The following is an 8070-nucleotide window of genomic DNA, read 5'->3' as shown; positions in this document are numbered from 1 at the left end:
ATTCGCATCAAACCTGTTCCAGTCGTATGCTCTGAAAAACGATCTTACAAACCAAGTCCCTCTCTTGACGGCCCGCATAATCGGAACATAAGCTTCGATAATAAATAGGACATGCAGAGCAAAAAAGACGGAAGAAGACGGAAGGGGCCGGTGCTGTACAGTATGACATTGGGCTCCGGTAACCGGGTTGAATCGGCTTACTGGTACTCTTCGGGAATCTCGATATCAGTCCGCGGTGAAAACACAAAATCCCCCACCTGGAGACACGAAAAGATCACGGCCGGTAACCTAATCACCAAGTCTCGACCCCTGCATCACCTCGCCTCAAGACCTACATCACCGCGCTGAGGAGCGAGAGGCGAGGGGACTGTCTCCTGCCTTCCTGTCACCTGTCACCTTCAGCACACACACCTCGGCGCCGGCCCGATCACTTAGTTTCTCCTATTAAAGAAAGCATTAAGGCAAGGTCTGGCCCCAATGTTTCCCAAAGGCCGATCTATTCAAACAGTTCGGCGTGAGAGCCCATACGTTCCATCACAATCATGTCATCTTCCAATTTATAGATCAGCAACAGGTCGGATTCAATATGGCATTCCCTCCTACCCTGGAAGACACCTTTCAATTTGTGATCCCTGCACCTGGCCGGCAATGGATCGCCCTGGGCCAATATCCGCAGTACGGTTACAATCTTATCCCGACTTTTTCCGGATTTTATCGCTTTCTTGAAGTCCTTTCCAAACTGCTTTGTGGTAAAAAACCGCGGCATCAGGAATCCATTTCATCCAGAAAGTCATCCACCCGATTCCATTCAACAAGGTCCTTGCCTTCATCCGTGGCCTGCATGACTTTCCGAGTCAGTTCACTGGGTATTTTGATTTCAAAAGGAAGCCCTCTGTTGAGTTTGACCATCTGATAAAACAGGGTGATGGCTTCGGTCGTTGAAAGTCCGATGGCTTCGAATATGGATGAAACCTCTTTCTTTAGACCGGGCTCAATGCGTGCGCGAATCATTTCCGTTTTGGCCATTTCTACCTCGCTGCCGTATCCCATTTGAGATACATTATCATGGTAGTACAAAACGTGCCTCCTGTCAATTCCCAATCCTTTTCCGCAAATGGCATGCCGGTTTGAAAAACCCTGTAGATCAAAGCCTTTTTCCATTCATTCCAGCAGTACCCATAGTTCTTCTGGACCCATCCAGAATTCGGAACAGTAAAGCGGCAAAAGCATTGTTTAATTATGAGGCGCTACCCCTATTTCTATGGGCAATGACATGATAAAAGCCTTTTCATATTCAATCCGCAAGCGCCGCGCCATGACAAAATCCCATCCATGCCCCAGCGAATTGCCAATTTTCATTTTTGAGACCCGACCCCGTTGCCCAGTAAAAATCTATAATTCAGGCGGTTCGAAAGGGGCCGGTACTGTACAGTATGACATCAAGTTCTAGTAACCGGGTTGAATCGGTTTAGCGGTACTCTTCGGGAATCTCGATATCTTTCTGAGGTGAAAACACGAACTCCCCCACCTGGCCCTTCCGGACGGAGTCGTGCCGTTCCCCGTCCCATATAATACTCTTGGGAATCCGCCGCGGATACGGATACGCTTTGCAAGAAAACCCCGGCCCGTATTGATCATAATGGCGACAGTACACGCACACCGGTGCCGGCCCGATCAATGCATTCTCCTAAAATCACCCGATCCATTTCAACCATACCCCAATCTTACTCTCAATTTTCATTTTTGAGACCTGACCCCGTTGCCTATTCATAAAACCGCCGGAAAAGCACTCCTCCGCATGTTTACTCCCACGCCCCAACATCAGTCGATAATAATTTTTCATGATCAGGCAGCCTCCATATTTGTTTCTCATAAAAATTCATTAAACGTCGAATCCTTCATGACTCATCCCAAAAACTTTTGGGTTCCATACCACTTCTCGCATTTAACGCATTTAAAATATGGACCATATCTGGGATGGAATCGAATTTGGATATGATTGCCGCAATCCGGACACGGAATTGTTGTATTGATACCCCAAAGGCCTGCGGGATATTTGATTTTGTTCTTACACTGGGCACATTGCAGATAAAGCCACCGACCCTCCATCACCAATTCGGATTCGTGATGTCCGCATTTCACGCAACGAAACGTGGCAAAATAATGCTTCTTTTGATCAATATCCTGATCATGTTTTTCGGCATCCCTACTCGCCACAAACTGGTTCACGGCTCTGTTTATCTGTTCGTTTCTTTGCTCTTCTTCTTCCAGTTCTTTTTCCGTTTTAGGGATAAACAAACCTGTTCCGACTCTCTTCAGCTTCCTGCTTCCGTATAAGTATGCATTCACTGAATTCTCGTTAACGGTATGGCGCCTCCGCGACAACTCCACCAGGATGCTCTGCTTTGATACCGGCCGATTGGTGTTTGCATAAATCATGGCAACAATTTCTTCGATTTCGTCGCTCAAAGATTGCCTGTTCACCGCATTCTGAAATTCACGCAGCCAGAAAACGCCATCTTCTTCGGTTGCGAATATGCCATATTCCTGCCGCTCAAGATAGGATTGAATAGCGCCTTCTGGTTCTTGCCAATCCAGGAACATCCGGTTATGAATGCGGGTAATCTCAGAAAAGTGCGAAGGCATCCTCAGTTCTTTCAATGCCAGATAAACCCTGGCTGTGGATCGGATCCTGTCTTTGCGTTTCTTTTGAACCGATTTGGCGATCTCAACGATATCTTCAAAAGAAAGCTCCTCTTCAAGATATGGCTTTAGATCTTCGATTACTTCATCAAAGCGGACGCGCTCTGACTTTGCCGGCGATAAAAGAATATTTTCCCTGACCCGGGAATCAGTCAGCAGAGAAAGATTCAGCCTGGGCATTTCTCTTACTTGCAAGCCGAGACCTTTGCAAAGAAATTGGAACTCCTGATCCCATTCCCCTCCCATCCACTGGATCAGTGAGCCAGATCGGCTGATAATCAGCAGAAAAATGGCCTTAAAGAAAGGCGTTAAGTGTTTTTTCGGATCGGCTTCCAATGCTTCCCAGAATATTAATTCACTTTTAATGTTTTTTTTGGAGGCCAATCCGAGTTGTCCTTCTATATTGATCGTTTTATCTACAGGACTGATTGTCAGGTTGAAATGCTTTTTTACATTCTCAACCACTTCGGAATCATGTAGAGAGAAACCATGTTTCAGAGATTTTTTAATGGCTAGCTTCAAGTCTTCATAAAGAAAATCCGTCTCACTGAGCGATTCTAGCGCATCAACACCTATGGGGCCGTGTGGATCAGCCAATAAGAGTACCCGGACAAGGGGGAAAAACAGGTCCGACGATTCAAATCCATGTCCAATCAAGCCCCATCGATGACCAAGGTGAAAGATAGAAGCGGGAAACTCCGCCTCTATTTCGACCGGACAACAAAAATGAAAGAGAATGTCGAATTCACTGTGAGGAATGAGATGCTTGCCTTGACGATAAAGGTGGCTATTGATCTTGATAAACCAATTGATTGCGTCGAGATGACAAATATAATATTCCAAACCTTCTTCCGGATTCGCCCCAATTAAAACCCCCAACTGCTTGCAAAACTCACGATCATTAGGGGAATCATCTTTTGAGAGGATGCGAACCAGATCTCTATACAATTCCACTCTAATACTCAGACCTTCCTTTTTCGGATCCGGCCGTTTTTCTCATTAACTCGATTTGTTTGCGTGGGGATTCAACGAACCGGCTCCACCTGGCATCTTTTTGGACATCTCTCTGATATTGCACATGGCTTCTGAAAGCGATCACTCGCGAAAGCCACGTTTTGTTTTTATTCAGATCCCGGGTCAGATGGGCATACAAATCATCTATTTCCAATCCCATCGCTTTCAGATCATCAACCAGTTGGAAGATCTTGTCACCAAGTTTCCACATACTTCTGGCCAGGATAAAACCCTTTTGTTTTTTCTCACGCTGTAAACCATTGATCTTGCGCTTGGCATAGCGAATAAAAACTGAATAAACCTTGACGGCATCCATAATGACCCGGTTGTGGTCGATCTCAGCATTGGATAAGCTTTCCATAGACAAGTACCCAACAAAGCCGCCGCGCTTTTTTTCAAAAGAGATAAAATATGGCGATCCCACTATTTGGCACCCCACGCGGCCATCATACGATCAACCAATTGCAGATCCGGCTCATCCATTTCTTCGGAATTTTTAAACCGCTGAACGGCACAGCCGATCGCGAACAAATAGAAGATGTTTTTCGCCTTGTTGTTGGATTTCACCTTACCGTATACGGGATGTCCATGGTTGATAATGATATTGGTTCCTTCCACCCACGCCAGATCACTACGAAGAGGATCTTCCTGAAAAGAGATCTTGGGACCACCTCTGGAGCTGCGACTGATGGGGCTGGCTTTCCGATCCCCCTGCTCACTTTCCGCTTGGGTTTCGCCCGGCTGGTCGCCCGGTTCACTTAAGAAAGGCTCGGTTCCCTTGGCTCCTTTCCCGACTGGAAAGGTAGCCTCAATGCCTTCAAGGATTTCGGCTTTCACTTCGCCCTTGGAATCGGGTGAAAGTGATTGCTTTTTGGACCAGAACCCGAAGAAGTCTGAAAGCTCGGGCACATCATCGATGATTTTCTTGAGTTCTTTCTCCAGAACTTTGGCTTCATTCTTTTCGCCTACCTCCGTTGTTTCAATGCCGATGTCATCCCTGAGCCATTGAACAAACTTCTGCCGGATCGGGGACATTAAACTCTCAAGCTTTTTGTATTGACCCTTTTTGGTAAAATCAGTCTTATTTGAAGTCAAGAAGTGTACGAATTCGGGTACTTCCACGATCCCCAGAATGCGCGCCATGATGCGACCCGGATGTTGGCTGAATGTGTTTGCCTTGATCACTTTTCCATAAGTGCATAACAGCACGCCATTCGCATCCAAACCTATGGGATATTCCTTATCGGACAAGCCGAAGATTCCACACCCGAAGGCTTTTCTCGATTTTTCCAAAGAGAACGATTTCGTATATTCCAGACCAAAATGCTCAACGGCATCAAAGGGCTCAATCTGCCTCCCGTTGATCACGAACCGCAGATCCTTGGAATAATGCCCTTGGGCATCATAAAAATCCAGAAAAGAGCGGTCCAGCAGCGGCAGATATTGTGCCTCCAGAATCGATAGAATACCCGTATCCGATTGATACACAATTTCACTGTCTTTGGAAAAATGCACTTCAACCCGGGTACCTTTCCCCTCAAGTAACCCGGATTCCATCTCCTCCCACACCAGTCTCTTGCTTGATTTCAGATACCAATTCGACCCTGCATGAAATGAACTGCTTTTTGTCTCGGTAATGACGGCCGTGGCGATATTGAAACTGATCTTGGCTCCCAGTCCGGCGAAACCGATCCCGGTACCCCGTTTCTTCAAGCCGGCGGCAAAATCGTGGTACTCGGAAAACTGTTTCTCCGTCATACCTTTGCCATTGTCTTCAACAACCAGCACTTTATTTCCGGAGTCATAATCGATTTTGATACACGTGGCCTTGGCGTCCAGAGAATTCGCCACCAGTTCAGTCACCACCACTTCCGACACATCATTGGGATACATATCCGCCAGATCCTGAATCAGGCGTTTAAAATCGACACTGCTTTCATGAAGAGACATGTATTCCCTCCTTGTCTAAGCCGTCATCCACTCCTGGCACAGGACTTCCGCCTGTTGCAGGACCGTCCGGGTGGCCTTTTCCTGCTTGTCCGGCGGGTAGCCGTATTTGCGCAAAATGCGCTTGACGATCACGCGGATGTGGGCGCGGGCGTTTTCGCGCACATTCCAGTCAATGGTCACGTTGCGGCGCACCGTGTCCACCAGCTCCCGGGCGATCAACTTCAGGGTTTCATCCCCCAGCACCTTTACGGCACTGTCGTTGACTTCCAAGGCGTCGTAAAAGGCGACTTCGTCGTCACTTAATCCAAGTTCCTCGCCACGCCGCTGGGCTTCCCGCATCTGTTTGGCCAGTTTGATGAGTTCCTCTATCACTTCCGCCGCTTCAAGGGTGCGGTTCTGATACTTGCGTACCGCCTGTTCCAGCATCTCCGCGAAGGATCGCGCCTGCACCACGTTGCGCCGGGAGCGGCTCTTGATCTCATCCATGAGCAGTTTGCGCAGCGCCTCCAGGGCCAGGTTGCGGTGGGGCATGTCCCGGACTTCATTGAGGAACTGGTCCGACAGAATGGAGATATCGGGCTTTTTCACCCCCAGTATGGAAAAAACGTCCACTACTTCATTTGAGGAGACGGCCCGGGATACGAGTTGGCGCACCGCCGCATCCAGTTCTTCCGGCGTTTTGCCTCCGCCTTCCGTGATCTTGGCCAGTCCGGCGCGCACTTCCTGGAAAAATCCCACTTCATCGCGGATCAGCCGCGTCGCTTCATGCGGCGTGGCCAGGGCGAACGCCCGGGACAAGGCCGTGACTTCCGCCAGGTAGCGCGCCCGGCCGTCATGCAATGTCAGGATGTGGTTCATGGCCGCGGCCACGCCCCTTAAGCGTTCCGCTCCCCGGGCCGTCAGGTGTGGCTTGAAATCGAAACCGTGGTACATGGCCACAACCACTTCGAACTTTTCCTTCATCACGGCCACGGCCTCTTCCAGATCGATCGCCGGCGTGCCCTTGCCGCCGGAATTGGTGTATTGCGCCAAAGCTCGTTTCAACTGATCGGCCAGGCCGATATAGTCCACCACCAGGCCGCCCGGCTTGTCGCCATACACCCGGTTCACCCGGGCAATGGCCTGCATCAGGCCATGCCCGCGCATGGGTTTGTCAATGTACATGGTGTGCAGAGGAGGGCAGTCAAAGCCGGTCAACCACATATCGCGCACGATCACGATCCGGAAGGGCTCATCCGCATCCTTGAAGCGCTTGGCCAGGGCTTCCCGACGCTCCTTGCTGCGGATATGCGGCTGCCAGTCCAGTTTGTCCGTTGCGGAACCCGACATCACGATCTTCATGAAACCCCTGTCGTCATCCGGGTGATGCCATTCGGGCCTGAGATTCGCGATGGCGTTGTACATCTCAACACAGATGCGCCGACTCATGCACACGATCATGGCCTTGCCATTCATGGCGGCCAGGCGTGCTTCGAAATGGGTTACCAGGTCGCGGGCCACCTGGGCAATGCGCTTTTCCGTTCCCACCATGGCTTCCGTGGCGGCCCATTTGGTGCGCAAGCGCTGCTTTTCCGACTCCTCCTCGCCCTCGGTGATCTCTTCAAAGTCCGGATCGATACGCGGCTTTTCCCTTTCCAGCAACTCGATCTTGGCCAGACGACTCTCGTAGTAGATGGGCACCGTGGCGCCGTCTTCCACAGACCGCAGGATGTCGTATTGATCGATGTAATGGCCGAACACAGCCGGGGTATTTCGGTCATGCAGTTCCACGGGAGTGCCGGTGAAGCCGATAAAGGAGGCATTGGGCAGGGCATCGTGCATGAAGCGGGCGAAGCCGTCGATAAAGTCGTAATGGCTGCGGTGGGCCTCGTCGGCGATCACCACGATGTTGGACCGGTCGGACAACTGGGGATAATCATTACCCTTTTCTTCGGGAAAGAATTTCTGAATGGTGGTAAACACCACGCCGCCGGAGGGCACTTGCAGCAGAGTACGAAGATGGGCCCGGCTGTCCGCCTGGACCGGTTTCTGGCGCAGCAATTCCATGCAGGAGGCGAAAGTGCCGAACAACTGCTCGTCCAGGTCGTTGCGATCCGTGATCACCACCAGGGTGGGATTCTCCATATCCGGGTGGCGGATCACCTTGCCGGCGAAATAGGCCATGAGCAGGCTCTTGCCGCTGCCCTGGGTGTGCCAGATCACGCCGATGCGCCGGTCACCGAAGTGATCCGTGCCTTTGCCGTAACGCGGTACCACATCTTTTCCCTGCAGGGCATCGCCCGCATCGGGCTGGCGGAAGCGGGCATACAGTTTATCGGGTTCGGTATCAATGCCGCAGGCCGACAGGGTGGCGGCCACGGCTTTGTTGACCGCGTGGAACTGGTGGTATGCCGCCGCTTTTTT

At 50.5% G+C, this 8070-nt stretch carries 7 protein-coding genes; all 7 read right to left on the bottom strand.

Annotated elements, in window-relative coordinates; genetic code table 11:
* Nucleotides 1-496: 496 nt before the first annotated feature.
* Entirely contained in the window at nt 497-766 is a 270-nt protein-coding gene (locus ENN40_04145; protein HDP94537.1) for a type II toxin-antitoxin system YafQ family toxin, read from the bottom strand.
* Nucleotides 766-1026 carry a type II toxin-antitoxin system RelB/DinJ family antitoxin gene (locus ENN40_04140; protein ID HDP94536.1) on the bottom strand — a complete coding sequence of 87 codons (261 nt, stop codon included), beginning with the start codon at nt 1024-1026 and terminating at the stop codon, nt 766-768. Before ENN40_04140 ends, ENN40_04145 begins: the two co-directional genes overlap by 1 nt.
* A 442-nt stretch (nt 1027-1468) precedes the next feature.
* On the bottom strand, nt 1469-1678 hold the full coding sequence (locus ENN40_04135; GenBank protein ID HDP94535.1) for a hypothetical protein: 210 nt from the start codon (nt 1676-1678) through the stop codon (nt 1469-1471).
* 227 nt (nt 1679-1905) lie between these two features.
* On the bottom strand, nt 1906-3657 hold the full coding sequence (locus tag ENN40_04130) for a hypothetical protein (protein ID HDP94534.1): 1752 nt from the start codon (nt 3655-3657) through the stop codon (nt 1906-1908).
* A 1-nt stretch (nt 3658) separates the two neighbouring features.
* The gene (locus ENN40_04125; protein HDP94533.1) at nt 3659-4033 is read right to left on the bottom strand and encodes a hypothetical protein; all 375 of its coding nucleotides are present in this window, start codon (nt 4031-4033) and stop codon (nt 3659-3661) included.
* Between the two features lie 107 nt (nt 4034-4140).
* Nucleotides 4141-5667: a hypothetical protein gene (locus ENN40_04120; protein ID HDP94532.1), complete on the bottom strand. Its 1527-nt coding sequence runs from the start codon at nt 5665-5667 to the stop codon at nt 4141-4143.
* A 15-nt stretch (nt 5668-5682) separates the two neighbouring features.
* Nucleotides 5683-8025, bottom strand: coding sequence for a type I restriction endonuclease subunit R (locus ENN40_04115; GenBank protein ID HDP94531.1), 2343 nt, complete (start codon nt 8023-8025; stop codon nt 5683-5685).
* Nucleotides 8026-8070 lie beyond the last annotated feature (45 nt).

This window comes from Candidatus Aminicenantes bacterium (genome assembly GCA_011049425.1).
GTDB lineage: Bacteria > Acidobacteriota > Aminicenantia > UBA2199 > UBA2199 > UBA876.
Note: the sequence above shows the minus strand (reverse complement) of the source record. Positions and strands in the feature narration are given on the sequence as shown.

Bases quoted from the DNA above. Each gene is read 5' to 3' on its own strand.
- ENN40_04120 (HDP94532.1), bottom strand. From the start codon at position 5,667: ATGTCTCTTCATGAAAGCAGTGTCGATTTTAAACGCCTGATTCAGGAT.
- ENN40_04140 (HDP94536.1), bottom strand. From the start codon at position 1,026: ATGGCCAAAACGGAAATGATTCGCGCACGCATTGAGCCCGGTCTAAAG.
- ENN40_04125 (HDP94533.1), bottom strand. From the start codon at position 4,033: ATGGATGCCGTCAAGGTTTATTCAGTTTTTATTCGCTATGCCAAGCGC.
- ENN40_04145 (HDP94537.1), bottom strand. From the start codon at position 766: ATGCCGCGGTTTTTTACCACAAAGCAGTTTGGAAAGGACTTCAAGAAA.